This window comes from Cellulomonas endophytica, assembly GCF_004123805.1.
Classification (GTDB): Bacteria; Actinomycetota; Actinomycetes; order Actinomycetales; family Cellulomonadaceae; genus Cellulomonas; species Cellulomonas endophytica.
In genome coordinates this window covers 17,971-41,468 of the sequence record NZ_RWJX01000033.1, presented here as the reverse complement: position 1 = coordinate 41,468, position 23,498 = coordinate 17,971, and the positions used below count along the sequence as shown (strand labels likewise).

Genomic DNA, 23,498 nt, shown 5'->3' with positions numbered 1-23,498 from the left:
GACCCCGGCGGCTGGGCCCCGGCGGCGGGCTGGGGCGCGCCCCCCGGCTGGGGCTCCCCCGTGACGACCTCCCCCTCCGGCGGCCCGGCGCCCGTCCCGCCGGCGCCCGGCGGCGCCCCGGGCGGGTGGGCCGGCTACGGCTCGCCGGCGTGGGCCCCCGCACCCCTGCAGCCGGGCATCGTGCCGCTGCGGCCCCTGAGCCTGGGCGAGGTGCTCGACGGCGCGTTCCGCGCCGTCCGCGCCAACCCGGCCGTGATGTTCGGGCTGTCGGCGCTCGTCGTCACCGTGGCCGTGGCCATCGGCGCCGTGCTGCAGTGGTACCTCAGCGGCTACCTCGTCGGCGGCGTCGACGACGCCTTCGGCAGCGCGGACCCCTCGGGGCTCCTGGCCGAGCAGCTCGGCGCGGGGCTCGGCCTGGCCTTCGTGTCGGTCGTGCTCCTCGTCGCCACACCCGTGCTGACCGGGCTCGTCATCGTGTCCGTCTCCCGGTCCGTGCTCGGCCGCAAGATCTCCTTCGGCGAGGCGCTGCGCCAGCCGCGCGCCTGGCTCGTGCTCCTGTTCACCGTGCTCCTCGGGCTGGCCGCCACGGTGGCGGTCGTCCTCGTCGTCCTGCTCGTCGTCGCCGTCGCGCAGCAGAGCGAGGGTCTGGCCGCGGTCGTCGGGCTCGTCGCCGCGCTCGCGCTCCTCGTCGTGACCGTGTGGGTGTCCGTCCGGACGCTCCTCGTGCCGCCGGCGATCATGCTCGAGGGCGGCCGGTTCTGGCCCAGCGTCCAGCGGGCGTGGCGGCTGTCGCGCGGCAGCTTCTGGCGGCTGCTGGGGACGTACCTGCTGGTGAACGTCCTGCTGAGCATCGTCCAGCAGGTCGTCCTCACCCCCGCGGGGGTCCTGGCCGGCGTGCTCGGCGCGTCCGTCGGGACGGGGCCGTACCTCCTCGTCCTCAGCGTCGCGACGGTCCTGGCGACCACCCTGGCGACGACCTACCTCGCCTCCGTCGTGGCCCTGCTCTACATCGACGTGCGCATGCGCCGCGAGGGTCTCGACATCGAGCTGGCACGCGCGGCCTCCGCGACCGCGTGATCCCGTCCCTGCCCGGCCTGACGGCGGCGTCCCCCGGCGCGGGGGTGCTCGACGTGCTGGCCGCCCTCCCCGGGTCCGTGCCGGTCGACCCCGACGCGCCCACCGCGCGCCGCTGGCTCGTGGAGGAGCTCGCGCGGCCGGAGTACCACCGCCGGGGCACCCTGCTCGAGTCGCTGCTGGCCTGGCTGGACGGCCTGTTCGCCGACGTGCGCCTCGGCTCCCTGCCGTCCCCGCTCGCGACCGGGCTCGTGGCGCTGGCGGTGCTCGCCGTGGTGGCGGTCTCGCTGTGGGTCGGCGGGCCCGTGCGGCGCTCCCGCCGGACCGCGTCCGCGCGCGGGGTCCTCGCGGCGGAGGACGACCGCGACGCGGCCGCCCTGCGCGCTGCGGCCGACGCCGCGCTCGCCGCCGGCGACCCCGCGCTCGCCCTGGCCGAGCGCTTCCGCGCGCTCGTGCGCGCGCTGGAGGAGCGGACGGTGCTCGACGAGCGGCCCGGCCGCACCGCCCGGGAGGCGGCCGCGACCGCGGGCGTGCGCCTGCCCGCCCACGCCGCGGACCTGCGGGCCGCGGCCGACCGGTTCGACGCGGTGGTGTACGGGCACCGTTCAGCGACCCGCGGCGAGGCCGAGGCCGTCCGCGCCCTGGACGAGGCCGTCGCGCGCGCACGTCCGACCGCCCCCGGCGCACCCCCCGGCGGGGACGGGGCCGCGGGCCCGGACGACGCCGGCGCCGCCGTGCCTGCGGGCGTCGGCGGCGGGCACGTCCCGGCGGCAGGCCGCGCCGGCGCCGCACCGGGCCGCGTGGAGGCCCCGCGGTGAGCGCCACGACCGAGGTCCCGTCGGGCGGGACGCCGGGGCCGGGACCGGGTTCCGGGTCCTCCCTCCCGCCCTCACCCGGGTCGTCCCCCACGTCCTCCCCGGTGCCCTCGCCCGCGGCGGCGCCCGCCGGGGTGCTCGGCGTCGTCGGGGACGGCACCGACCTGCGCGCCCGGTCGGTCCGCCGCTGGCGCCGCCTGCGCGCCCCCCTGGCGGTCGTGGGCGCGCTCGTCGTGACCGGCGTCGTGCTCGCCCTGCCGCAGCCGCGGACGTCGACCGTCCCGCTCGCCCCGGACAACGTGGAGGACGGCGGCGGCCGCGCCGTCGCGCAGGTGCTGGGCGACCGGGGGGTGGACGTCCGCTACGTCCGCACCACGGCCGACGCCCTGGCGGTCGCCGCGCCGGGCACGACGCTGCTGGTCACGAACGACTTCCTCCTCGCGGAGGACCAGGTCCGTGCGGTCGCGGGCTCGGGCGCCGACCTCGTCCTGCTCGCGCCCGGCTTCAGCCTGCCGCTGGTGACCGACGCGCTGGCGCCGGCCTTCAGCGGCTCCGCCGCACCCGCGGAGCGCGCGGCGGGGTGCGACGACCCGGACGCGCTCGCCGCCGGCACCGTCGACGCGGCGGGCGGGGTGAGGGCCACGGGGACGGGCGATGCCACCGTCTGCTTCACCGACGGCGGCGACGACGGCGGCACGTGGGCCGTGGCCCACGAGGACGGGCACCGGGTGACGGTCGTCGGCGACGCCGGCCTGCTGTCGAACGCCCGGGTCGACGAGGCCGGCCACGCCGCCCTCGCCCTGCGCACGCTCGGCCGCCACGACACCCTCGTCTGGTACGTGCCGTCCTTCGACGACACGGGCGTGGACCCGGCGGACGAGGGCGGGGTCGGGGGCTCGACGGACGCGCTGCTGCCGCCCTTCGTCCGGCTGCTCGTGCCGCTGTCCGTGCTCGTGGTGGCGGTCGCCGCGCTCTGGCGGGTGCGCCGCACCGGGCGGCTCGTCACCGAGCCCCTGCCCGTCGTCGTGCGCGCGGGCGAGACCGTGCGCGGCCGCGGGCGCCTCTACCGCCGCGGGCGTGCCCACGGCCGCGCGGGCGCCGCCCTGCGCGCCGGGTCCGCCTCGCGGTGCGCGACCCGGCTCGGGCTCCCCCGCACGGCTGCCGCGCCGGTCGTCATCGACGCCGTGGCGCGGGCGACCGGCCGCGAGGCGCGCGCCGTGGAGGCCCTGCTGTACGGCCCCCCGCCGCGCGACGACGCGACCCTGACCCGACTGGCCACCGACCTGGACGACCTGGAGAGCGAGGTTCACCGACCGTGACGCACACCCCCTACCCGCCGCCGCCCGAGCCGTCGACGGCACCGGAGGGCGGGACGACGCACCCGCCCGCGCCGGAGGCCCCGGCCGGGCCGGCCGCGCCCGTCGGCCCCGAGGCGCCGGGCGCCGACGCGGCGCTGCGCGCGACGCTCGCGGGGGTCCGTGCCGAGGTCGGCAAGGCCGTCGTCGGGCAGGACGCCGCGGTCACCGGGCTCGTCATCGCGCTGCTGTGCCGCGGGCACGTGCTGCTCGAGGGCGTCCCCGGGGTCGCGAAGACCCTGCTCGTGCGCTCCCTGTCCGCCGCCCTGGACCTCGGCACGAAGCGCGTGCAGTTCACGCCCGACCTCATGCCGGGCGACGTCACCGGTTCCCTCGTCTACGACGCCCGCACGGCCGAGTTCTCCTTCCGAGAGGGCCCCGTCTTCACGAACCTGCTGCTCGCCGACGAGATCAACCGCACCCCGCCGAAGACGCAGGCCTCCCTCCTCGAGGCGATGGAGGAGCGGCAGGTCTCCGTCGACGGGGTGCCGCGGCCGCTGCCGGACCCGTTCGTCGTCGTCGCCACGCAGAACCCCGTGGAGTACGAGGGGACGTACCCGCTGCCGGAGGCGCAGCTCGACCGCTTCCTCCTCAAGCTCGTCCTGCCCCTGCCCGAGCGCGCCGACGAGGTCGAGGTGCTGGCACGGCACGCCCGCGGCTTCGACCCGCGCGACCTGCACGCCGCGGGGCTGCGGCCGGTGGCCGGCCCGGACGCGCTCGCCCGTGCCCGCGCGGAGGTGGCGCGCGTCGAGATCGCCCGCGAGGTGCTCGGCTACGTCGTCGACCTGTGCCGCGCGACGCGCGAGTCGCCCTCCCTGTCCCTGGGCGTCTCGCCCCGCGGCGCCACCGCGCTCCTGGCCACCTCCCGCGCGTGGGCGTGGCTGAGCGGCCGCGCGTTCGTCACCCCCGACGACGTGCAGGCCCTGGTGCACCCCACCCTGCGGCACCGCGTGCAGCTGCGCGCGGAGGCCGAGCTCGAGGGCGTCGGCGCCGAGAGCGTGCTCGACACCGTGCTGGCCGCCGTCCCGGTGCCCCGGTAGGGCCGGCGTGGTCCTCACCGGCCGCGCCGTGCTGCTCGCGGCGGCGGGCGTCGTGGCGCTGGCGCTCGTCCCGTCGGCCGGCACGGTGCTGGTGTGGGCCGTGCTCGTCGCGCTCGTCTGCGTCGTCGACGCGCTCCTCGCGGCCTCGCCGCGGCGGGTCGCGGTGCACCGGGAGGTGCCGGCGTCCGTCCGCCTCAGCCAGAGCGCCACGTGCACGCTCACGGTCACGAACGTCGGGCCCCGGCGGCTGCGCGGGCTCGTGCGCGACGCGTGGCAGCCCTCGGCGGGGGCCGTCGTCGACCGGCACCGCGTCGACCTGCCGCCGGGCGAGGGGCGCCGGCTGCGCACCGTCCTCGTGCCGACCCGGCGCGGGGACCGCCGGGCGGACCTCGTGACCGTGCGCACCGTGGGGCCGCTCGGCGTGGCCGGCCGCCAGGCGTCGGTGCCCGTGCCGGCCCGGCTGCGGGTCTTGCCCGAGTTCGCCTCCCGCCGCCACCTCCCCAGCCGCCTGGCGCGGCTGCGCGAGCTCGACGGCCGCTCCGCCGTGCAGGTCCGCGGCGCGGGCACGGAGTTCGACTCCCTGCGCGAGTACGTCGTCGGCGACGACGTGCGCTCCATCGACTGGCGGGCGACCGCCCGGCGCAACGACGTGGTGGTGCGGACCTGGCGGCCCGAGCGCGACCGGCGCGTCCTCCTCGTCCTCGACACCTCCCGCACGTCCGCCGCACGCGTCGGCGACGCGCCCCGGCTCGACGCCGCCCTCGAGGCCGCGCTGCTGCTCGCGGCGCTCGCCTCCCGGGCGGGCGACCGCGTCGAGCTCCTCGCCTACGACCGGCGGGTGCGCGCCCGCGTCGTCGGGGCGAGCGGGCCCCGGCTCATGCCCGCCCTCGCGGACGCCCTGGCCGGCGTGGAGCCGACGCTCGTCGAGGCCGACTGGCCGGGCGCCGCCGCGCAGGTGCGCGAGCGCCTGAGCCGCCGCGCCCTCGTCGTGCTGCTGACCGCGCTCGAGCCGGCCGCCGTCGAGGCGGGGCTCCTGGCGGTCGTCGGCCCCCTCGCCCAGCGACACCAGGTGGTGCTCGCCTCCGTCGCCGACCCCGAGGCCGAGGACCTGCGCCGGGGACGCGGGGACGCGGCGGCGGTGTTCGACGCGGCCGCCGCCGAGCGCGCGGGTCTCGAGCGCGCCGCCGTGGCGCTCCGGCTCCGGCAGCGGGGCGTCGAGGTCGTCGACGCCCTGCCCGACGACCTCGCGCCCGCCCTGGCCGACCGCTACCTCGCGCTCAAGGCCGCCGGACGGCTCTGACCGGGGCCCGCCCGGCGCCGACCCGCGGACCGCACCACGCGCGCCCACGTCGTGGGCCCCGGACCGGTCGGAGCGGGCCGCGCGCGTCCGCGTCGGGCGCGTGTGCCGTCCGGGGAGGTCAGGGGCGGCGCGCCGCGTCGGGATGCCGCCGGAGGTACGCGGCGACGAAGGCGCAGGCCGGCTCGACGGCGAGGCCGCGCCGCGCCGCGTCCGCGAGCGCCTCGCGCACGAGCACGGTGCCCAGGCCCTGCCCGCCGCGGTCCGGGTCCACCTCCGTGTGCGTGAAGACGGCGACCCCGTCCCCGAGGCGCACGTCGGCGCGGCCGACCGGGGACCCGTCCACCTCGAGCACGTAGGCGCTGCTCCCCTCGTCGAAGCGGACCGACGGCTCCCCCGCCCCACCGCTCCCCGCTCCGTCCGCGGCCGGGCCGCCCGCCGCGCCCCCCTGCCGGTCACCGTCGTGCGTGCCGTCGTGCCCGCCGTCCTGCGTGCCGTCCTGCGTGCCGTCCTGGGCCATGCGCCACCTCCGCGGCCGACGGTACGCCGCCCGGCCCGGGCGGCGCCCCCGGTGGGCACCCGACGTGGCGTGCCCCCGCTACGGTCGCGGCAGGGCGCGCGGCACCGCGCCAACCGGCACCGCCCGGCGCCGGCCGGCACCGGCCGGCAGGACCGGGACGACGACGGACGGAGGGCCGGCGGTGACGACGAGCCGCACCACGGTGACGACGGCCGGCCTCGGCCGGGCCCTGCTCGGGCGCCAGCACCTCCTCGAGCGGGCGTCGGGTGAGCCGGTGCCGCTCGTCCGGCACCTCGTGGGTCTGCAGTCGCAGAACCCGCCGTCGCCGTACCTGGCGCTGCGGGACCGCCTGACCGGCTTCGCGCACGCCGACCTGTCGGCCCTCGTGGCTTCCCGCCGGGTGGTGCGGCTGGCGGTCATGCGGAGCACGGTGCACCTCGTCGCCGCGGAGGACGCGCACGTCCTCGCCGCGCTCAGCGCGCCGCGGCTGCGCCGGGACCTGCGGGGGAACGCCGACCGGCGTGCGGACCTGGAGGGCACGGACGTCGACGCGGTCGCGGCCGACGCGCGCGGCCTGCTCGAGGACGCACCCCGCACCGCGCCCGAGCTCGGCGCCGCGCTCGCCGCGCGCGGCCACCCCGGGCGCCCGGACACCCTGGCCATGGTCGCGCGCTGCCTGCTGCCCCTGGTCCAGCTGCCGCCGCGCGGGGAGTGGCGCCGCTCGGGCAGGACCACCTGGACCACGGTCGAGGCCGCCCTCGGTCCGGGGCCGGACCTCGACCTCGCCGACCCCGCCGTGCGGGACTCCGCCCTGGGCGTGCTCGTCGAGCGCTACCTCGCCGCCTACGGCCCGGCCACGGTCGCCGACGCGCAGTCCTGGTCGGGCCTCACCGGGCTGCAGCCCGTCGTCGACGCGCTCGGCGACCGGCTGCGCCGCGTCCGCCACGAGCGGGCGGACGACCTCGACGGCGCCGGGACGCGGCCGCGCGAGCTGCTCGACGTGCCCGGCGCCCCCCTGCCCGACGCGGACGTCCCCGCGCCGGTGCGCCTCCTGCCCGACTTCGACGACGTGCTGCTGGCCCACGCCGACCGCACCCGGATCGTGCCGGCGGCGGTGAAGCCGCACCTGGCCAGCAAGAACGGGATGCCGCCGCCCACGGTGCTCGTCGACGGCCGGGTCGCGGGCGGGTGGCGCGTCGAGCGCGAGCGGTCGGGGGGTCGCGGGTCCGCGCGGCGCGAGACCGCGGTCCTGCGCGTCACGCCGTGGACGGCCTGGACGCCGGCCCAGCGGGACGAGGTGGTGGCCGAGGCGGAGGCCGTGGTGCGGTTCTGGGCGGACGACGCCGACGGGCACCGCGTCGACGTGGACCCGCCGGCGGCCGCAGGCTGAGGCAGCCGGACGTCGGTTGAGGTGCGGCCCGACCGGGGCGGGCGGGTACGGGCGGGGGTGGGCGGGGGCGGGCGGGGGCGGGCCGTCGTCCGCCCGGGCGGGTGGCCCGGGCGTCAGCCGCGGACGGCGGCGCGGTAGCCGGCGGCGTCGTCCTCGAGGTCACCCGTGTGCCCCTCGCGCACGGCACGCCCCCCGACGACGAGCGTGTAGGCCCAGAAGGCCGCGAGGACGAGTGCGCCGATGAGGATCTTCAGCCACCACGGCAGGCCGGACCCGGTGACGAAGCCCTCCACGAGCCCGGAGACGAGCAGCACGCCGACGAGCCCCACGGCGACCGTGATGAGCGCGCGGCCCTCCTCCGCCAGCGCCCGCGAGCGCGGCCGGGGCCCGGGGTCGACCCAGGTCCAGAAGAGCCGCAGCCCGGCCGCACCCGCGACGAAGACCGCCGTGAGCTCCATGAGCCCGTGCGGGGCGATGAGCTGCAGGAACACGTCGAGGCTGCCGTGGGCGGTCATCATCCCGCCGATGGACCCGAAGGAGACGGCGTTCTGCACGAGCACCCACAGGGGCACCACGAGCGTGATGCCGGTGCCGATCGTCACGGCGGCGATCCAGGCGTTGTTCGTCCACACCATCGCGGCGAAGCCCGCACCGGGGTCGTAGTACTCGGCGAAGGCGGTGTCGACGTACTCCTGGCGCGCCTGCTCCGGCCCCATGGCGGCGAGCGCGGCGGGCTGCGTCGCGACCCACCACCCCGCGGCCGCCGCGAGGCCCAGGAACGCGACCATGACGCCGACGGTCCACCACCGCAGCCGGTGCAGGGCGGCGGGCAGGTGCAGCACGAGGAACCGCGCGACGTGCCGCCACGACGGCTCCTGCGCCCCGGCGATGCGGGAACGCGCCCGCGCCAGGACCTGCGAGAGCCGGCTGACGGTCTCGGGGTCCGGCGCGCCGGAGCGCACGGCCGACAGGTCGGTGGCGGTGGCCTGGTAGAGGCGGACGAGCTCGTCGGCCTCCTCCCCCGTCAGGCGGCGGCGGCCGGCGAGCCGGTCGAGCCGGCGCCACTGCGGGTCGCGGGCGGCCACCAGGGCGTCGAGGTCCACCGGGACAGACTGCCCCATCGGCGGCCCGGCCGGGGACCGCACCCCTCGACCCGTGGCGGTGCTCCCTAGACTGCCGGGGCGGGACCGGGGCGGCCCGGCCGCGGCGACGACGGGGGGCGCATGGACGACGGGATCCTCACCGGAGAGGGCGTGCTCCTCGACGCGCGTCCGGCGTCCTTCGCCTCGCGCCTGCTCGCGGCGGTGCTCGACCTGCTCGCGCTGCTCGCACTCGGTATCGGGGTCGGCGTCGTCCTCGCCAGCACGGGGTTCGAGGTCCGGGACGAGGCGACCGCCCGGATCCTGTCCGTGGTGCTGATCGCGGGGGTGACCGTCGTGCTGCCCACGGCGGTCGACACCCTCAGCCGGGGGCGGTCCCTCGGCAAGCTCGCCGTGGGCATCCGCATCGTGCGCGACGACGGCGGGCCGATCACGTTCCGGCAGGCCCTCGTGCGCGCGCTCGTCGGGCTCGTGGAGCTGTGGGCCACCGGTGGGGTGGTCGGGCTCCTCACCTCGATGGTCCACCCGCAGGGCAAGCGCCTCGGGGACCTGCTGGCGGGCACGTACGGCGTGCGGGTGCGCGGGCGGACGCGCCGGCCGCAGCCCGTGGCCATGCCGCCGCACCTGCAGTGGTGGGCCGGCCGGGCCGACGTCGCCCGCCTGCCCGACGGCCTCGCGCTGGCCGTGCGGCAGTTCCTCGCGCGGGCGCGCACCCTGCACCCCGCGTCCCGGGTGGCGCTCGGCACGGAGCTCACCGCGCAGGTGCAGCGCTACGTGCGGCCCCTGCCGCCGCCCGGGACGCACCCGGAGGACTTCCTCGCAGCGGTGGTGGCGGAGCGCCGTGAGCGCGAGCGCGCCGCCCGGGAGCGGGCCGCCCGCCTCGATGCCGCCGAGGCCACGCTGCTGCACCGCCTCCCGCACGGGGTCCCCGACCCCGTCGAGTGACCCGACGGCGGGGACGTCACACGCGCAGGGCTCGGGCCTCGTCGGCGAGCAGGACCGGCACGCCCTCGCGGACGGGGTACGCCAGGGGCCGGTCGGGGTCCGTCGAGTGCAGCTCCGGCTCCCCGTCGGGCCCCACGCCGTCGACGAGGGGCGCGTGCGTGACGGGGCAGCGCAGCAGGTCGCGGACCCACGGCTCCAGGCCGGTGGACGGACGCGGCGCGGACGCCTCGGGCTCGTGGCTCATGCGGGCATCCTAGGAGCGCGACCGACCCCGCCCCGCCGCCGCGCGACGCTCCGACCGCGGGTGCCGGCGGTGCCCTCAGGTCTCGTCGCGGCCGAGCGCGGTGCCCGGGTCGAGGGGCGTGCCGTCGCCGTCGACGGCGAACCAGCCGCTCGTCTCGCACCGCGGGCACGTGACGTACACGGCCGGCAGGCCCGAGGGCAGGGCCATGCGGATACGGGTGAGGCGCTCGTTGCCGCAGGTGCGGCACGCCTCCGTGCCCGGGGCGAGCGCCGCCGCGGGCTGCATGACGGTGCCCAGGGGCTCCGGGGGCTCCTCGGCCCGCCCGCGCCGCCGCGGCACGTCAGACCTCGTCCGGCCGGACGACGCGGAGGTGGCCGCGACGTACGTCGGGAGTCCCCGGACGGAGCGGCGCGGACTCGGCGCCCCGCGAGGAGGCCGCGCCCACGGCGTCGGCGAGGTCCTCCGGCGCGTCGGACCGGCGGCCGGCCTCGCGCACGGCCTCCGCGAGCGCGACGAGGTCGTCGGGCGTCGGGGCGAGCGGGGCGAAGCGCGGGCTGAGACGCACGACCTCCCACCCGCGCGGCGCCGTGAGGCGCTCGGCGTGGGCGGGGCACAGGTCGTACGAGTGCGGCTCGGCGAGCCCGGCCAGCGGGCCGAGGACCGCCGTCGAGTCGGCGTACACGTACGTCAGCGTGGCAGCCGCGGGACGGCCGCACGCCGTGCGGGTGCACGTCCGGACGGATCTCACGCGCCGACGGTACAACGACGACGGGCCGGCGTCCCGCCCTCCGCGCCGGGCGGGTGCCGGCGGCGGCCGGTGCGCCCGGTGCCGGCGCCCTTGGGTAGGGTCGCCCGGTGAGCAGCACGGGGCACACCTCGTCCGGGGGCGGCCGCGGGCCGGGCCGCCGCCCGGGGCGCGACGAGGCACGCGGCGACCGGTCCGTCGACCGGTCCGGCGACCGGGGCGGGGACCGCGCGGGCGACCGGCGGGGCGGGCGCACCGACGTCGGCGCCGACGACCGCGGCCTCCCTCTGCGCGGGGTCGACCTCGGGCCCGTCCGGCGCCGCGACCGCCGGGGGCGCGGCCTGCGCGGTCCCCTGCTCCCCCCGACCCTGCCGGCCTACCGGACCCGCGCCGAGCGCTTCGACGACCTCGTGCTCGACGCGGTCGAGCGCCTGGAGGAGCGGTGGTCGGAGCAGCTCGACGGTGCCGAGTTCGCCGTGGAGGACGTGCCGCCCTCCGACCCGGCGCCCTGGGAGGTCGGCGGCGTGCCGCTCGGCCGCTGCTTCCCGGCGGACGCGGGGCTGCCGGCGCGGGTCGTCGTCTACCGGCGCCCCGTCGAGGTGCGCGCCGAGGACCCGGCGGACCTCGCGGACCTCGTGCACGACGTCGTCGTCGAGCAGGTGGCCCACCTGCTCGACCGGCCGCCGGAGGACATCGACCCGGAGTACGACCCGGAGCGCTGACCCGGCCGCGCCCCTCGCGCCGGACGGCGCCACGGCTCAGGGCAGGTCGACCCCGAGACGGCCCGCGTCCGCGACCCGCACGGCGGGCACGGCGGCGGCGGCGGGCACGGGGTCCAGCACCGTGACGAGCGTGCCGTCGGCCTGCTCCAGCGTGAGGACCAGCGCCCAGGCCAGCCCGGCCGCGGGGTCGGCGGTGCCGGCGGTGCCGTCGTCGGGCGCCGCGCCGCCCGCGCCCGGGGTGTCGACGACCGCGGACGGGTCGACGACCTCGACCGCGACGGCGTCCGCCCCGCGGGGCAGGTCGCCCCGCGCCACGGAGACCGTCGTGCCGCCGGGCACGGCCACGTCCAGGGTCCCGAGCACGGCGCCGTCGGCTCCCAGGGTGCGGAGGCGGGCGGTCCGCGTCCCGTCGGCCGAGGTGTCGGGAGCCTGCGCGGGCAGCAGGTCGAGGGGCACCGCCCCCGGGTCCTGCGGGACGGCGCCGAGGACGAGCCGGGCGTCGAGCCCCGCGGGCAGCACGACGGCGCCGGCCGGCGTCGCGCCCGTCGCGGCCGCCCACGCCCGCTCCAGGCGGGTGACGCCGGGGTCGAGCTCGTCCGCCCCCCCGGGCCGCGTGAGGAGGGCGCCCGCGACGACGGGCACGTCGGCGTCGACGACGACCGTCCACGCGCCCGCGGGCAGGCCGGCCAGCGGCACCTCCGTCACCTCGCCCGCGGCGAGCGGCACCTCCGCCACGCCGGGCAGCGTCGCGGCTCCGGTCGGGCCCAGGAAGGAGACCGTCGCCGTCCCGGCGGCGGCCGGGGCCAGGAGGCGCAGCACCGGCCCGTCGGGGTCGCCGACGACGGAGGCCGTCACCTCCAGGCCCGGCAGCACCTGCCGCAGGGCCGGCGCGGCGCCCGGGGCGACGAGGTCCGTCCCGCCCGCCACGAATCCCCGCAGGCGGGAGTCCTGGAGGAGGGCGGTCACCTGCCCGCCCTCCGCGGTGAGGTGGACCACCTGCGCGCGCTGGGGCTCGCCGAGCCCGCCGAGCGGCACGGCGCGCTCGCTCCGCGGCGGGAGCACGAGCCCGCTCGAGCCGAGCTCCACCACGCCCGACGGTCCCCAGACCTCGACGGCGACGGTGACGGGCGTGCTCCCGGGGTTCTGCACGACGAGGGTCGCGGTGCTCTCGAGGTCCGTGGCACCGCCGACGAGCCACACCTCGGCCGACGGCGCCGCGCAGGAGGCGCCCGACAGCCCCCGCAGGTCGCCCGCGGTGACGAGCGTGACGCCGGCGCCGGCGGCGACCGCCGAGCCGTCCCCCGGGCCGACGCGCAGGACGGAGCCCGCACCCGGGTCCGCGGCCTCGGCGGTGCCGCCGCCGGCGGGCAGCTCCGCCAGCGACGTGGCCCCGTCGACCGTCGCGAGCGTGCCCGCGCCGGGCGCGCCCTCCGCCGCCGCCGCCACGGTCACCGTGGTGACGGGGTCGACGGGCGTGGGGTCGAAGGCGGCGTCGCCCCGGCCCGTGGCGTCCGGCAGCGTGAGCGGCCCGGGGCAGACGAGGGCACGGTCCGCGGCCTCCACGGCCACCGCGCGAGCCGTCGACGGCGGCGTCCCCGCCGGCTCCGCCCGCAGCGAGCGGCCGGGTGCGCCCGCGGCCCCCGACGGCCCGACCACGCCGAGCGCGACGACCCCCGACACCGCACCCACCACGACGAGCCCGCCCAGGACCCGGGCGGCCCGGCCGCGTCGGACGCCGGCCCGGGCGGCCGTGGGCTCCGAGGACGGCGCCGCGGTCGCACCGCCGCCGGACCGCGCCGGGCCCGCGGGCCCGGGTGCCGGTGCCTCCCCCGCCGTCCAGGTCCCCTCCGCCATGCCCGACCCCTCGCTCCTCCTCGCACCGTCCGGCGCCCGGTCCCCCGGCGTCGCGGCGTCCCGCACCGCGTCCTGCACCGCGTCCTGCACCGGGTCGTCCCGCACCGCGTCGTCCCCCGGAAGGCCCTCGGGGGCGTCGCCGTCCCGCGCGCTCACCGCCGTCCCGCCCGACGCCGGCGCAGCGGGAGCGCGAGGACCGCGGCCAGGACGAGGAGCACGGAGGCCGCCACGACGAGCGGGCCGCGCCCGGCCGGCGCCCACGCGACGACGAGCCGCCCGCCCTCGGCGGGCACGGCGAAGGCCTGCCGCCAGCCGGCGTCCGCGGCCGCGAGCTCGCGGCCGTCGAGCCAGGCCCGCCACCCGGGCGACGCGGTCTCCGCGAGCACGAGCAGGCGGTCCCCGTCCCCGGGCGCGACCGTCGTCGCGACGCGCGTCGGGGCCGCCCCTCCCGCCACGGCGGGCACCGCCGTCGCCGGGGTGGCCGGGTCCGCCAGGGCGGGCGTCGCCGTCCCGGCGGGGACGAGGCGTGCCCAGGCCGTCACGACCTCCGCGGCGCCCGTCGACCCGGCGGCACCGGCGGGCCGCACGCGCCACAGCGTGCCGGCCTCGCCGTCGGTCACCCGCTCGAGCCCGGCGGTCGCGTCCAGGCGCCCGACGAGCGCCACGCGGTCGGCCACCGCGGCCAGGCCCGCCGCGTCGCCGGCGTCGGCCGCGGCGAGGGCGGCGGCGGGCACCGGCGGCACGAGGACGTCGGCCACGGCCAGCGCGCCGAGGGCGCCGGCGACGTCGCCGCCGGACCCGGCGGCCAGGGCGGCCGCCGCCGCGTCGACCTCGGCCGTGCCGGCGCCCACCGCGCGCACCGCGGGGTCCGTCAGGCCGCCGACGAGGGCACCCGTGGCCGCCGCGGCGGAGGCGTCGCCGAGGCCCGGCCCGTCGCCGCGCAGGAGCTGCCACACGACGTCCGGCGCCGGGTCCGTGCCGGTCCCGCCGGCCGCCCCGGACGGCAGGGCCCCCGGCCCGACCACGGCGGGGTCCGACACGGCGGAGCCGGGCAGCAGGGCGAGCACGCGCGCGGCGCCCGCACCCGTCTGCTCACCCTGCCCGACGGCGGGGACGACGGCCCGGTCCGTCACGGCGAGGGCCGGCCCGGCCCCCGTCCGGGCGGCCCAGACCCAGCCCGTCAGCTGCGCGGCGGGCACGAGCACCGCCACCACGACGGCGCCGACGGCGACCGGCTGACGCCAGCCGAAGACCGCCCGCCGCAGCCGCTCCCGCGTGCCGTCCGCACCGAGCACGGCGGCGGCGAGCAGCCCGCCCGCCGCCAGGCCCACGGCGGGGGCCACGTCGCCGCGGACCCACGCGCCGTCGACGGCCGCGACGGGCAGCGCCGCGGCGAGCGTCGCGACCGCCAGCCCGAGCGCCGCCGCCAGCCAGCCGAGGCGCACCCCGCGCGCCACCTCCCGGCCGCGCAGGAGGGCCACCAGCGCGAGGACCAGCACGACGAGCCCCGTCGCGGCCGGCGCCCACGCGCGCACCGCGTCCGGGAGGGGGCCGGGGAGCAGGGCGGTCGCCTCCGCCGGGACGCCGAGCAGGCGCAGCACGGCGTCGGGCAGGGCCACGCCGCCCTCGGACGGCGCCCCGGCCCCGGCGGCCGGCGCGGTCGGCACCGCCGTCCCCGGTGCGGCGAGCAGCAGGCGCAGCGCCGCGGCGCCGTCGGCCGCGGCGGCCGCCGCGAGCACGGGCGCGAGCACGACGAGCGCGGGCACGGCGGTGAGGAGGACCCGACCGCGGCCCCGCGGGGCGGCGAGCGCGACGACGACGAGGAGCACGAGGACGGGTGCCAGCAGCACGGGCGCGCCGGCCAGGACGAGCACGAGCGCCAGGGCGGTCCCCGCCGCCGCCTCCGCGCTGCCGAACCGCGGCGGGGTCCCGTCGGCGCCGGCCCCGCCCGACGAGGTCGCCCCGGGCACGCCGTCCGGCCCGGCCCCGCCCAGCACGGGCACGCCGCCCACGGGCGTGACCGTCCCCTCGAGGTGCAGGGGCTCCGTCACGGCCGGCCGCACGCGGTCGCCCCGCGCGACCCCGACGGTGCGCGCCAGGCCGAGGGCCGCCCACGGGAGGGCGACGTGCGCCAGCACCGCCCCGACGCGCCCGTCGCCGAGCGGCAGCAGCAGGGCGGGCGCGACGGCCCACACGAGGCCCGCCCACAGCCGGAGCCCGACGGAGCGCGTCGCCGCCCCCGCCGCGGCCCACGCCCCCCACGCCGCGAGCACCGTGCCCCCGAGGACGAGCCCGGCGACGGCGAGGCCCGGGGACCCGCCCGTGAGCACCGTGCCGGGGAGCAGGGCGGCGAGCAGCGCGTCGGCCGGCGCCTCCGAGCCCAGGCCCGCGGTCGTCCAGCCCGAGGTGGCGGCGGCCCACAGGTCGCCGAGCCCGCCGGTGACCGGGGGCAGGGCCCGCCCGACGAGCCGCCCGCCCGCGGCCACGGCGCCGAGCAGCGGGCCGGCCGCCGCGGCGGCGGTGCCGAGGGCCACGACCAGGAGGAGGGCGAGGCCGAAACGCCGCCGCGTGGTCAGCGCCGCGAGCTCGGCGAGCTCGATCTCGCTCGGCGCCACGACGACCCGGCGCTCCTCGCGCCGCGCCAGGCGCAGGTCCCGCCACTGGCGCAGCACCTCGCGGCGGGGCGCCTGCAGCGGGCGCAGCGTCCGGCGCGGGAGGCGCCGGGCGGTCCGGGCCCGCGCGCGGCCCCGCATTAGGGCGCCGGGCCGGACCAGGACGCCCAGCACGGCGGCCACCTCGTCGCGGGCGAGACCGGGCTCCTTCGTCGCGGTCCGGACGACGAGACGCACGAGGGCCGAGGCGAGGGCGGCAAGGAGCACGAACGGGACCAGCGGGGCCGCCGTGCCCGTGGCGCGCAGGTGCAGCTGGGCCCGGCGGCGGGCGCGGTACGAGCGCCGGGGGTCGCCGACGTCGGGCTCGCCGTCGCCGTCGAGGTCCGTCTCGAGGGTCCGCTCCCGGGGGTCGCCGGGCCGGTCCGCACCCCGCAGCCCCAGGTAGGAGGCCTGGGCGTGCCGGACGACGGCGGAGGGGACGACGACGACGCGGTGCCCGGCCAGGCGCGCGCGCCGGCACAGGTCCACCCCGTCGCCGAACGGGCCGAGCGCGGGGTCTGGCCCCTCGAGCTCGTCCCACACGCGCCGCCGCACGAGCGCACCGGCCAGGCCCACGGCGAGGACGTCGTCGGCCCCGTCGTGCTGCCCCTGGTCGAGCTCCCCGACCTCGACGCCCGTGACGCGGCGCCCCGAGCGCGAGAGGCGCACGCCGACCTCGAGGAGCCGCTCCGGGTCCGTCCACGTCCGCTGCTTCGCGCCGGCGACCCCCACGGAGGGCGCGCCCGCGACGGCGCGGACGAGCTCGGCGAGCGCCGGGGGCGCGGGCGCGCTGTCGTCGTGCAGCAGCCACAGCCACTCCGTCGGCGCACCGGGGTCGGCCGCGAGGGCCGCCCGCACGGCGGCGCCGAACGTCGCGGCACCGGGCACGGGGATCACGCGCACCCCGGGCGGGGTGCCGGGCGCGGTCCCCCGGGCGGCCGCACGGGCGGCGCCCTCGGCGAGGGTGCGGGCGGCGGCCTCGGCCAGGCCGGGCGCGGGCACGGGACCGACGTCGACGACGAGGACCCGGGCCGGCCGACGCACGCCGTCGGCGAGGGCCCCGAGGGTCCGGGGGAGGTAGTGCGTGACCCCGCGCGTGACGAGCACCGCCGTCACCGGCGTCAGCACCGGGAGCGACGCGGTGGTCGTCGACGTGGGCTCCACGGGCACCAGGGTCTCAGTCATCCCTGTCGACCCGCCCGCGCGCGGTACCTCCGCACCGGCGGGCCGGGCGCCCGGGCCGCGCGTCGCTGCGCGGGGGCGCCCCGTCGGGCGTCAGACGACACGCCGCTTGAGCTTGCGCCGCTCGCGCTCGGACAGACCGCCCCAGATGCCGAACCGCTCGTCGTTGGCCAGCGCGTAGTCGAGGCACTCGGAGCGCACCTCGCAGGAGACGCACACCTTCTTGGCCTCGCGGGTCGAGCCGCCCTTCTCCGGGAAGAAGGCCTCGGGGTCGGTCTGGGCGCACAGCGCGCGCTCCTGCCACCCCATCGGCCCCTCGTCCTCACCCGTGGCGGTCGGGAAGAGGGCGAGCACGTTGGACGGCGCGGGCACCGGCGGCGCGGTGCGGGCGTCGGAGGAGAACGCCTCGTCGTCGTGGTCGTCGAGCAGGTTCCACATGGCGTCCTCCGGGCGGGTGCCTGTTCTCGGCTCGGCCGGCGGGGCGGGTGTCCCGACCGGGTGTTGCCGAGAATTACACGCGTGTCGTTCCTCCGCGTCAAGCGGACCCGTGGTAACCGACGAGGGTCCCGCCGCCCTCCCGCCCCGGCCCCTATCCTCGGACGGTGCCCGACGCCGCGGTCCCCGCCCTCCTCGACCTCCTCGTCCGCGAGCCGGGGCGCCCCCGGCTGACGTGGTACGGCCCCGCCGGCGAGCGCGTGGAGCTGTCGGGCGCCGTCCTGGTCAACTGGGTGCACAAGACGACGAACCTCCTCGTCGACGAGCTCGACGCCGTCCCCGGGACCCGCGTCCGCGTCGACCTGCCGGCGCACTGGCGCGCCGTGCTCTGGGCGCTGGGGACGTGGCGCGCCGGCGCCGCCCTCGTGCTGGCCGACGCCCCCGCCGACGTCCTCGTCGTCGCCGAGCCCGCCGCCGAGCCCGCCGCCGGACCCGCCGCCGGACCCGACGCCGGACCCGCCGCCGGGCGCGACGACGCCGCCGGGCTGCCCCTGGCGGTCGGCGCGCCGCTCGTCGTCGTGCCCCTGCCCGCCCTCGCCCGCCGCGTCGCCGGCCCGCTGCCCGCCGGCGGGATCGACGGCGCCGCCGAGGTCATGGGCTCCCCCGACGCCCTGGGGTGGGTGGCGCCCGCGGAGCCCTCGAGCGCCGCCCTCGTCGTGCCGGCGGGGCCGCAGGTCGCGCACGCCGACCTGCTCGCCGCCGCCGACGCCGCCCTGCCCGGCACGGCCCGCGAGCGCGTCCTGCTGCCGACGGGCGGGGCCGACCGGGCGGCGCTGCTGCTCGCGGTGCTGGCGGTGCTCGCCCGCGACGGCTCCGTGGTGCTCGTCGACCCGGCCGCCGGTGCGGCCGCGGCGCCGGGCCCGGAGCGCGACCGCCTCGTCGCGACGGAGCGCGTCGACCGGACCGCCGCGGTCCCGGGGGCCCCGGCCGTCTAGGCCTGCGGGCCCGGGCCGCCCCCGCGCAGCAGGGCGAGGTCGTGGTCGACCATCCGGGCCACGACCTCCTCGAAGGGCACGGTGGGCCGCCACCCGAGCACGCGCGCGGCCTTCGAGGCGTCCCCGACGAGCTCCGCCGCCTCGGCCGGACGGACGAAGGCCGGGTCCGTGCGCACGTGGGCGCGCCAGTCCGCGACGCCGGCCCGGGCGAACGCCAGGCGCACGAGGTCCTCGACGCTGTGCGTGGTGCCCGTGGCGACGACGAAGTCGTCCGGCCGGTCGTGCCGCGCCGCGCGCACCATCGCGTCGACGTGGTCCTCGGCCCAGCCCCAGTCGCGGCGCACGGACAGGTCCCCCAGGACGAGCTCGCCGCCGCCCTCCGTCGCGATCCGCGCCGCGCCCGCCGTGATCTTGCGCGTGACGAAGCCCGGCGGCCGCAGCGGCGACTCGTGGTTGTAGAGGACGACGGTGGCGGCGAACAGCCCGCGGGCCCGCAGCACGCCGGCCATGTGGTGCGCGTAGGCCTTCGCGGCGCCGTACGGGGAGGCGGGACGGACCGGCGTCGACTCGTCCTGGGGCGCGCGGTCGGGCACGCCGAAGATCTCCGCCGACGAGGCCTGCACCACGTGGACCGCCCGGCCCGTGGCGTCCTGGTGCCGCCGCGCCGCCTCGAGCACGGCGACCGCGCCGAGACCCGTCACGGCGCCCGTGAGCACGGGCCGCTCCCAGGACAGCGCGACGGAGCTCACGCCGGCGAGGTGGTAGAGCTCGTCGGGGTCGGCCGCCGCCACCACGTCCGCCACCGCGGCGTGGTCGGTGACGTCGACGACGTGGACGTGCAGCCCGGGCCGGTCGCCCAGGCCGGCGGCCTCCTCCGGCGAGCGGACCGTGCCGTGCACCTCGAGCCCCTCGGCCAGCAGCCGCAGCGCCAGCAGGGTGCCGTCCTGCCCGGCGAGCCCGGTGACGAGCGCGCGCCGGGGCGCGGCCGCCGCGGGGACCACGCGGCTCACCGCCCCGCGAGCGCGCGCTGCTCGGCCAGGTCGTGCTCGACCATCATGGCGACGAGCTCGTCGAAGCCCACCCGCGGCTCCCAGCCGAGCACGGTCCGGGCCTTCGTCGCGTCCCCGACGAGCAGGTCCACCTCCGCCGGCCGCATGAAGGCGGGGTCCTGGTGGACCAGGCCCGACCAGTCGTCGATGCCCACGTGCGCGAAGGCGGCGTCGAGCAGGTCGCGGATGGAGTGGGTGCGGCCGGTGGCGACCACGTAGTCGTCCGCCACGTCCTGCTGCAGCATCCGCCACATCGCGTCGACGTAGTCGCCCGCGAAGCCCCAGTCGCGCTGCGCGTCGAGGTTGCCCAGCACGAGCCGGTCCTGCAGGCCGAGCGCGACGCGTGCCACGGCGGTCGAGACCTTGCGCGTGACGAACTCCGGGCCGCGCCGCGGGCTCTCGTGGTTGAAGAGGATCCCCGACGAGGCGTGCATCCCGTAGGACTCGCGGTAGTTGATCGTCATGTGGTGGCCGTAGACCTTGGCGACGCCGTAGGGCGAGCGCGGCCACAGCAGCGTGGACTCGCGCTGCGGCACCTCCTGCACCTTGCCGAACATCTCCGAGGAGGACGCCTGGTAGAAGCGCACGCCGCGCTCGCGCCCGCCGTGCAGGCGGACCGCCTCGAGCATGTTGAGCACGCCCAGCCCGGTGATCTCCGACGTCACGCGCGCGTTCTCCCAGGAGTAGGCGACGAAGGAGATCGCCCCGAGGTTGTAGACCTCGTCGGGCTGCGCCTCCTGCAGGGCCCGCAGCAGGGAGGACAGGTCGGCGAGGTCGCCGGTGAGCAGGCGGACCCCGGGGACGGTCGTCTCGACGAGCGGCCGTTTCGGGTTGTTCTGGCCGCGGAGCAGCCCGAACACCTCGTAGCCCTCTCCGAGGAGGAGCTCGGCGAGGTAGAGGCCGTCCTGGCCGGTGATCCCGGTGATGAGTGCGCGGGGCATACCGGCGGACCCTAGCCTCGCCCCGCGGCACGATGCGGCAGACTGGCGCACCATGCGCGGAATCATCCTGGCCGGTGGGTCCGGCACCCGGCTGCACCCCATCACGATGGGCGTCAGCAAGCAGCTCGTGCCCGTCTACGACAAGCCGATGGTCTACTACCCGCTGTCGACGCTCATCGCGGCCGGCATCGACGAGGTCCTCGTCATCACCACGCCGCACGACGCGGAGCAGTTCCACCGCCTCCTCGGCGACGGCTCGCAGTTCGGCATCTCCCTGTCGTACACGGTCCAGGCGGAGCCCAACGGCCTCGCGCAGGCCTTCGTCCTCGGCGCCTCCTTCGTCGGGCAGGAGTCCGTGGCGCTCGTCCTGGGCGACAACATCTTCTACGGGCCCGGCCTGGGCACGCGGCTGCAGCGCTTCGAGGGCATCGACGGCGGCGCGGTCTTCGCCTACCGGGTCGCCGACCCCACCGCGTACGGCGTCGTCGAGTTCGACGAGGGCGGGCGCGCGCTGTCCCTGGAGGAGAAGCCCGCCAAGCCCAAGAGCCGGTACGCGGTGCCCGGCCTGTACTTCTACGACAACGACGTCGTGGCGATCGCCCGGGACCTGCAGCCGTCGGCGCGCGGCGAGTACGAGATCACCGACGTGAACCGCACGTACCTCGAGCAGGGCCGCCTCCAGGTGGAGGTGCTGCCCCGCGGCACCGCCTGGCTCGACACGGGCACCTTCGACTCCCTGCTGGACGCGAGCGACTACGTCCGCACCATCGAGCACCGCCAGGGCCTCAAGGTCGGCTGCCCCGAGGAGGTCGCCTGGCGGCGGGGCTTCCTGTCCGACGAGGGGCTGCGCGCCCGCGGCGAGGCCCTGCGCAAGTCCGGCTACGGCGCCTACCTGCTGGGCCTGCTCGAGGAGTGAGCCCGTGCGTCCTCGACCCCCGGCCCGTGCCGGGCGTCGAGGGCGCGGCAGCCGGGGCGGTCAGCAGTCGCGGTAGGGGGCGTGGCCCGTCGCGGCCCACTGCGCAGCGGTGAGCGGGTGGTAGGACAGCGTCTCCCCCACGTAGTACAGCTGGGGCGAGCCGGAGCGCTTGCAGATGTGGTCGCCCGGCAGCATCGGCAGCGCCTCGGGGGTCGGGGAGCCGGCCGCCACCCACGCCGCGTAGCCGATCGGGGACGCGTCGACGTCCGTGACGTAGTGCGCGATGGTGGGGTCCCACGTGAGCCTGCGGAACCCCGCGTGGGACTGCTCCGGGGAGCGCGCGCCGGTGGCGGCCCACTCGTCCCACGTGAGCCGGTGGGAGTAGCCGTCCAGGAACGCGATGATCTCCGACGAGGTCGTGTACTTCACGAGCCGCGTGCCGTCGATCCAGGCGTCGCCCCACCGCACCTCGGGCATGCCGGCGGCGCGCCACTCGTCGGCGGTCAGGTGCCGCCACCCCCAGGACGCGGTCGTCGGGCCGTCGAAGGCCGAGACCGCGTAGACCGAGGGCGCCCAGGGGTACCCCACGTAGGACGGCTCCGGCGCGCGCCCGAGCGTCGGGCTGCCCAGCGGGCCGTAGAAGCTGAACCCCGAGGCGTGCCCGTGGTAGAAGCCGTAGGAGTTCGACCACGGGACGGTGTGGTAGCCGCTCGGCTCCGCGTGCGCGGGGCCGGCGAGCAGGACGCCCGCCACGAGGGCGGCGAGGGTGGTGAGGGCGGAGAAGGCGCGGCGCATGACGTCCTGTCCCGTCGGGGCGCCCCGGGCGGGCGCATCGGTCGAAGGCTAGGGGGGAGCCCGCACCCGTCGGGCCGTCGCGGCGGGTGAGAACCGGGGGCCGTGCGTCCTGCCCCTCCGGCGTCAGCCGACGTACTCGAAGTGCCAGTACTCGGGGTTGGAGCCGCCGAGGCGCGCCCAGGACGGCGCCACCCAGCCGAAGGCGGGGCCGTTGGCGACGACCCAGTCGTACCGCTGCGTGCCGAAGGCGCGCCCGACCGCCTCGGGGATGTCCACGGCCGTGCCCCAGCCCTGGTTGGACGTGCCGGGCAGCGCCGCGGTGCGGCCGAGCTGCAGCCGCAGCTGCACCTGCCGCCAGTAGGTGCGGTAGCTGTCGCCGACGACGATGTCCGTGCCCCACCGCGCCCGGTAGGCGGCGTTGAAGCGCGCGAGGGCGTCGGCCGCGTCGCAGCGCAGCCGCTCGGCGGCGTCCCACGCGATGCCGCACAGCGTGCTGACGTCGAGCTGGCCGTTGCGGCCGCCGTAGGGCGCCGGGGCGCCGGCGGCGCGCCACTCGGAGAACGAGATGGCCCGCTCCAGCGAGGGGCCGAAGTAGTAGACGGTGGGGCCGGAGGGGTCCTTGGCGATCGCGTCGCCCGGGAGCCGCGGGGAGGCCTGCGGGGTCGGCGCACCGGCCGCCAGCCACTCCGCGTACCCGACCTTCGTCCCCTGGCCCCGCTCGAGGTCCTTCATGGCGAGGATCGTGCTGTCCCACGTGAGGCGCACGAACCCGCGGTTCGCGCGCAGCTCGGCGCGGGGGGAGCCCATGGCCGTCCACTCCGCGTGGCTCAGGGCGTGCACCGTGCCGTCCGACGTCGCGAAGACCTCGTCGCCGGTCGCCCAGCGGTGCAGCGTCGTCCCCGGCACCCACGCGACGTCGCGCGGCGCGGGCGTCCCGAGGGACGCCCACTGGGACCAGCCCAGCCGCGTCCAGGCGGTCTCGCCCGTGGCCCACCGGACGACGCCGTAGAGGCTCGACGACCAGGGGTAGCGGACCACGTCGACCGGCAGGGGCGCCGCCGCCGGGGCGCCGAGCGCGAGCCACTCGGCGTAGCCCAGCGCCCGGTGCGCCGTGTCCCGCCCGTCCGGCCCGAGCGTGACGGCGTAGATGGTCCCGGCGAGCGGGTCCATCCGCAGCTCCTCGGTCGCCGCGTGGGCGGCCGTCGGGGCCAGCACGCCGGCGCCGCCGACGAGCGCGGCCACCAGGCAGGCCCCCGCGCGGCGCACCGCGCCCCGGCCGAGCCGGTCGCAGAGGCCGCGCAGCCGCCCTGCTCGTCGCTCGCCGTGTGCCGTCATGGGTGCTCCTCTCGCGGGGCGGCCGACCTGCCGCCGGGACCGCGGCCCGCCCGGCCCCGACCCGCGTGCCCTATCGGCACGCGACCGCCGCGACCTGA

At 79.3% G+C, this 23,498-nt stretch carries 22 protein-coding genes; 10 read left to right on the top strand and 12 right to left on the bottom strand.

Annotated elements, in window-relative coordinates:
• The 5 genes from EJA20_RS11110 to EJA20_RS11090 all read left to right on the top strand — a co-directional run.
• Window positions 1-1,077: glycerophosphoryl diester phosphodiesterase membrane domain-containing protein (locus tag EJA20_RS11110; RefSeq protein ID WP_205687462.1), on the top strand; the 1,077-nt coding region annotated here is incomplete at its 5' end.
• Window positions 1,074-1,892, top strand: a complete 819-nt coding sequence (locus tag EJA20_RS11105) for a DUF4129 domain-containing protein (protein ID WP_205687461.1) — start codon at window positions 1,074-1,076, stop codon at window positions 1,890-1,892. The genes EJA20_RS11110 and EJA20_RS11105, both read left to right, overlap by 4 nt.
• Window positions 1,893-1,993: 101 nt before the next feature.
• Window positions 1,994-3,208, top strand: a complete 1,215-nt coding sequence (locus EJA20_RS11100) for a DUF4350 domain-containing protein (protein WP_240675383.1) — start codon at window positions 1,994-1,996, stop codon at window positions 3,206-3,208.
• A complete protein-coding gene (locus EJA20_RS11095) occupies window positions 3,205-4,284 on the top strand; it encodes an AAA family ATPase (protein WP_129338215.1) in 1,080 nt (359 codons plus the stop codon). Before EJA20_RS11100 ends, EJA20_RS11095 begins: the two co-directional genes overlap by 4 nt.
• 7 nt (window positions 4,285-4,291) lie before the next feature.
• Entirely contained in the window at window positions 4,292-5,584 is a 1,293-nt protein-coding gene (locus tag EJA20_RS11090) for a DUF58 domain-containing protein (RefSeq protein WP_129338214.1), read from the top strand.
• A gap of 118 nt (window positions 5,585-5,702) precedes the next feature.
• Here the strand turns inward: EJA20_RS11090 and EJA20_RS11085 are convergent, their stop codons facing one another.
• Window positions 5,703-6,101 carry a GNAT family N-acetyltransferase gene (locus EJA20_RS11085; RefSeq protein WP_129338213.1) on the bottom strand — a complete coding sequence of 133 codons (399 nt, stop codon included), beginning with the start codon at window positions 6,099-6,101 and terminating at the stop codon, window positions 5,703-5,705.
• A 181-nt stretch (window positions 6,102-6,282) separates the two neighbouring features.
• Between EJA20_RS11085 and EJA20_RS11080 the strand changes: the two genes are divergently transcribed.
• Complete coding sequence (locus EJA20_RS11080; RefSeq protein WP_240675381.1) at window positions 6,283-7,491, top strand: winged helix DNA-binding domain-containing protein; 1,209 nt, start codon at window positions 6,283-6,285, stop codon at window positions 7,489-7,491.
• A gap of 113 nt (window positions 7,492-7,604) precedes the next feature.
• Here the strand turns inward: EJA20_RS11080 and EJA20_RS11075 are convergent, their stop codons facing one another.
• Entirely contained in the window at window positions 7,605-8,594 is a 990-nt protein-coding gene (locus EJA20_RS11075; RefSeq protein ID WP_129338211.1) for a stage II sporulation protein M, read from the bottom strand.
• Between the two features lie 120 nt (window positions 8,595-8,714).
• Between EJA20_RS11075 and EJA20_RS11070 the strand changes: the two genes are divergently transcribed.
• Window positions 8,715-9,536 carry an RDD family protein gene (locus tag EJA20_RS11070; protein ID WP_129338210.1) on the top strand — a complete coding sequence of 274 codons (822 nt, stop codon included), beginning with the start codon at window positions 8,715-8,717 and terminating at the stop codon, window positions 9,534-9,536.
• Between the two features lie 16 nt (window positions 9,537-9,552).
• Here EJA20_RS11070 and EJA20_RS11065 read toward each other — a convergent pair whose 3' ends face one another.
• The 3 genes from EJA20_RS11065 to EJA20_RS11055 all read right to left on the bottom strand — a co-directional run bounded on the left by EJA20_RS11065 (window position 9,553) and on the right by EJA20_RS11055 (window position 10,528).
• Window positions 9,553-9,780, bottom strand: a complete 228-nt coding sequence (locus EJA20_RS11065) for a Trm112 family protein (protein ID WP_129338209.1) — start codon at window positions 9,778-9,780, stop codon at window positions 9,553-9,555.
• Between the two features lie 75 nt (window positions 9,781-9,855).
• A complete protein-coding gene (locus tag EJA20_RS11060; RefSeq protein WP_129338208.1) occupies window positions 9,856-10,119 on the bottom strand; it encodes a hypothetical protein in 264 nt (87 codons plus the stop codon).
• Window position 10,120: 1 nt separating this feature from the next.
• Window positions 10,121-10,528, bottom strand: coding sequence for a DUF3499 domain-containing protein (locus tag EJA20_RS11055; RefSeq protein WP_129338207.1), 408 nt, complete (start codon window positions 10,526-10,528; stop codon window positions 10,121-10,123).
• A 107-nt stretch (window positions 10,529-10,635) separates the two neighbouring features.
• On the opposite strand from EJA20_RS11055, the gene EJA20_RS11050 reads away from it, so the two are divergent.
• Window positions 10,636-11,247 carry a metallopeptidase family protein gene (locus EJA20_RS11050; RefSeq protein WP_240675380.1) on the top strand — a complete coding sequence of 204 codons (612 nt, stop codon included), beginning with the start codon at window positions 10,636-10,638 and terminating at the stop codon, window positions 11,245-11,247.
• Between the two features lie 36 nt (window positions 11,248-11,283).
• Here EJA20_RS11050 and EJA20_RS11045 read toward each other — a convergent pair whose 3' ends face one another.
• The 3 genes from EJA20_RS11045 to EJA20_RS19760 form a co-directional block, all read right to left on the bottom strand.
• Complete coding sequence (locus tag EJA20_RS11045) at window positions 11,284-13,101, bottom strand: DUF5719 family protein (protein ID WP_164983944.1); 1,818 nt, start codon at window positions 13,099-13,101, stop codon at window positions 11,284-11,286.
• A 152-nt stretch (window positions 13,102-13,253) separates the two neighbouring features.
• Complete coding sequence (locus EJA20_RS11040; RefSeq protein ID WP_129338205.1) at window positions 13,254-16,937, bottom strand: glycosyltransferase; 3,684 nt, start codon at window positions 16,935-16,937, stop codon at window positions 13,254-13,256.
• Between the two features lie 90 nt (window positions 16,938-17,027).
• Entirely contained in the window at window positions 17,028-17,372 is a 345-nt protein-coding gene (locus EJA20_RS19760) for a WhiB family transcriptional regulator (RefSeq protein ID WP_129338204.1), read from the bottom strand.
• Window positions 17,373-17,536: 164 nt separating this feature from the next.
• Between EJA20_RS19760 and EJA20_RS11030 the strand changes: the two genes are divergently transcribed.
• Window positions 17,537-18,364 (top strand): TIGR03089 family protein, encoded by an 828-nt coding sequence (locus EJA20_RS11030; protein ID WP_129338203.1) that lies wholly within the window; start codon window positions 17,537-17,539, stop codon window positions 18,362-18,364.
• Here EJA20_RS11030 and EJA20_RS11025 read toward each other — a convergent pair.
• Entirely contained in the window at window positions 18,361-19,374 is a 1,014-nt protein-coding gene (locus tag EJA20_RS11025) for a GDP-mannose 4,6-dehydratase (RefSeq protein WP_129338202.1), read from the bottom strand. The two genes, EJA20_RS11030 and EJA20_RS11025, sit on opposite strands and share 4 nt — an antisense overlap.
• On the bottom strand, window positions 19,371-20,354 hold the full coding sequence (locus EJA20_RS11020) for a GDP-mannose 4,6-dehydratase (protein ID WP_129338201.1): 984 nt from the start codon (window positions 20,352-20,354) through the stop codon (window positions 19,371-19,373). Before EJA20_RS11020 ends, EJA20_RS11025 begins: the two co-directional genes overlap by 4 nt.
• 52 nt (window positions 20,355-20,406) lie before the next feature.
• Here EJA20_RS11020 and rfbA point away from each other — a divergent pair, with 52 nt between their 5' ends.
• A complete protein-coding gene (gene rfbA, locus EJA20_RS11015; RefSeq protein ID WP_129338200.1) occupies window positions 20,407-21,270 on the top strand; it encodes a glucose-1-phosphate thymidylyltransferase RfbA in 864 nt (287 codons plus the stop codon).
• Between the two features lie 60 nt (window positions 21,271-21,330).
• Here the strand turns inward: rfbA and EJA20_RS11010 are convergent, their stop codons facing one another.
• Window positions 21,331-22,065 carry a hypothetical protein gene (locus tag EJA20_RS11010; RefSeq protein ID WP_129338199.1) on the bottom strand — a complete coding sequence of 245 codons (735 nt, stop codon included), beginning with the start codon at window positions 22,063-22,065 and terminating at the stop codon, window positions 21,331-21,333.
• Window positions 22,066-22,188: 123 nt separating this feature from the next.
• Window positions 22,189-23,400: a M15 family metallopeptidase gene (locus EJA20_RS11005; RefSeq protein ID WP_129338198.1), complete on the bottom strand. Its 1,212-nt coding sequence runs from the start codon at window positions 23,398-23,400 to the stop codon at window positions 22,189-22,191.
• Between the last annotated feature and the right edge of the window lie 98 nt (window positions 23,401-23,498).

What these genes read in the sequence shown, in the direction of transcription:
- EJA20_RS11085 (WP_129338213.1), bottom strand. Translation starts at nt 6,101, where the DNA reads ATGGCCCAGGACGGCACGCAGGACGGCACGCAGGACGGCGGGCACGAC.
- EJA20_RS11070 (WP_129338210.1), top strand. Translation starts at nt 8,715, where the DNA reads ATGGACGACGGGATCCTCACCGGAGAGGGCGTGCTCCTCGACGCGCGT.
- EJA20_RS11065 (WP_129338209.1), bottom strand. Translation starts at nt 9,780, where the DNA reads ATGAGCCACGAGCCCGAGGCGTCCGCGCCGCGTCCGTCCACCGGCCTG.
- EJA20_RS11045 (WP_164983944.1), bottom strand. Translation starts at nt 13,101, where the DNA reads ATGGCGGAGGGGACCTGGACGGCGGGGGAGGCACCGGCACCCGGGCCC.
- EJA20_RS11040 (WP_129338205.1), bottom strand. Translation starts at nt 16,937, where the DNA reads ATGACTGAGACCCTGGTGCCCGTGGAGCCCACGTCGACGACCACCGCG.
- EJA20_RS19760 (WP_129338204.1), bottom strand. Translation starts at nt 17,372, where the DNA reads ATGTGGAACCTGCTCGACGACCACGACGACGAGGCGTTCTCCTCCGAC.
- EJA20_RS11020 (WP_129338201.1), bottom strand. Translation starts at nt 20,354, where the DNA reads ATGCCCCGCGCACTCATCACCGGGATCACCGGCCAGGACGGCCTCTAC.
- rfbA (WP_129338200.1), top strand. Translation starts at nt 20,407, where the DNA reads ATGCGCGGAATCATCCTGGCCGGTGGGTCCGGCACCCGGCTGCACCCC.
- EJA20_RS11010 (WP_129338199.1), bottom strand. Translation starts at nt 22,065, where the DNA reads ATGCGCCGCGCCTTCTCCGCCCTCACCACCCTCGCCGCCCTCGTGGCG.
- EJA20_RS11005 (WP_129338198.1), bottom strand. Translation starts at nt 23,400, where the DNA reads ATGACGGCACACGGCGAGCGACGAGCAGGGCGGCTGCGCGGCCTCTGC.